The 1,843-nt window shown below is 58.4% G+C and carries 2 protein-coding genes; both read right to left on the bottom strand.

Annotated features, from left to right (window positions below; translation table 11 throughout):
* The coding region (locus tag AC2VOU_RS13575) for a styrene monooxygenase/indole monooxygenase family protein (RefSeq protein WP_486957852.1) at nucleotides 1-901 on the bottom strand (901 nt) is incomplete at its 3' end.
* The gene (locus AC2VOU_RS13570) at nucleotides 898-1,698 is read right to left on the bottom strand and encodes an SDR family oxidoreductase (RefSeq protein ID WP_486957851.1); all 801 of its coding nucleotides are present in this window, start codon (nucleotides 1,696-1,698) and stop codon (nucleotides 898-900) included. The genes AC2VOU_RS13570 and AC2VOU_RS13575, both read right to left, overlap by 4 nt.
* Between the last annotated feature and the right edge of the window lie 145 nt (nucleotides 1,699-1,843).

Below are 1,843 nucleotides of genomic sequence, written 5' to 3'. Positions count from 1 at the left end.
CGACATCGCCCATACCCAGCACTTCTTTGCCAGAAGGGAGCATACCGACGGGCTTGCGTACGGTGGGCGGAAACCGGCCGACAAGGATCCCATTCTCATCGGTGAGACTGATATTCGCACACCGTTCCGCTTCCCACGGGATGAAGGCTTCAAGAACCCACTTCGACATCGCGAGATGCTGTTCGGCGGTGACGACGTTCGCCCAGCAGTCCATTGGCCCGCCGGGAATTCCCTCGAATACCATTATTTCGCAGGGTCCTGTGGTTGTCAGCGCGGGAAACACGAAATACTCTCCGACACCAGGGATCAGGCTGAAGGACACGGCCGAGTAGTCCGGTCGTGGTAGCATACCGTTCACGTAGGTGAGGGCAAGTGCTCGCTGGGGACAATCATAGGGAGAACGGGTAGCATCGCGTTCGAAGATCTTCGCAATGTCGCCTTTTCCAGCAGCGACAATGAGGAGATCAGTACTTTCGGCATGACGATCGAGATCGTTTACAGCTGCATCTTCGTAGACAATAATTCCTCCGCGTCTTTCGAACTCGGCCATCCAGCGCGGCATCTTCACCCGCTGGTCCACAGATCGGGCGGGTACATCCAGTCGTGCCGCGAGCGAAATCGCCTTACTACCATCTGGTCCGGCCACCGTCAAAGAAATACCGTCAACAGCCGGACATTCGGTGTCCCAGAAGTTTAACCCGACGGAGCTCTCACGGGTCAGTGCGTTGCCGAACATGCATTGGCTGGACATGACCTTGCCTGTTCGGATCTGCTCGGGCGTGCGGTTGGAAACGATTGTTACGCGATATCCGGCGTTAAGCAGCCCGATGCCGAGCTGCAGGCCGGCTTGCCCGGCACCGACGATGGTGATCCTGCGGTCCATAATGACTCCTTCGATCATTCGGCGAGTTTGGGAATAGTGGGTACGGCTTGTTCGGGTCCCATCGCTGAGTAGCCGCCGTCGACGGCCCAGTCCGCGCCAGTCACGAACGATGTACGGTCACTGCAAAGGAACGTGACAACTTGACCGATCTCGTCAGGATTTCCTACGCGACCCAGCAGGTGAAAATCTTCCGCCACCGCATCGGCCTTGGCCCGATTGGACCCAGTAAGTTCATCCATGACCTTGGACCAAACCCAGCCAGGGCTAATGGAATTGACCCGGATACCATCGCCGATGTAGTCCATGGCCATCGAGCGTGTCAACTGCAAAATTGCAGCTTTGCTGGCAGGATATAGCCAGCGCCCCGCTTGCGCTACCTTGGCCGAGATCGACCCGAAGTTGACAATCGCCCCACCACCGCGGGCAGCCATGTGCGGGCGGACCGCCTCGGCAAATAGCGCTGCACTGACAAGGTTGACCTCGAGCGCAGCACGCCACTGGGCTCGGCTAGATGATGCGCCGTCATCCTCATAGGAACAGGCCAGGTTCACCAGGATGTCGACTGATCCGAAGGTGCTCAACGTGGTTGCGACGCAGCGCCCGATGGCGGTGTCGTCGGTAATGTCGGTGTCGATGTAGAGGATCCGACCGCCGCCATGGTCAACAATCGGTTTGGCCCCAAGCTCATCGATGTCGGCGATCACGACAGCGGCACCGGCCAGCGTCAGCGCATTGACAACGCCTAGACCGATCTTCGTCGAGCCCCCGGTCACGATAGCCGACTTGCCGGCGAGATCGCCTGCCTGTGTGGTCATTTCGTGGTCCTTTGGTCCGGTGATCGCTGCACTAATTCATCAATTCCGGGGTGCAGCATAGCGGGAGTCGAATTCGAGAGCTATCCATTAAACGCGGGCGCTGTACCGATCGCGCGGAATGAAAACGGTGCGGTGCTTTTGTTTT

This window comes from Mycobacterium sp. TH-M25 (genome assembly GCF_057473665.1).
This window is presented reverse-complemented; position numbering and strand designations above follow the sequence as displayed.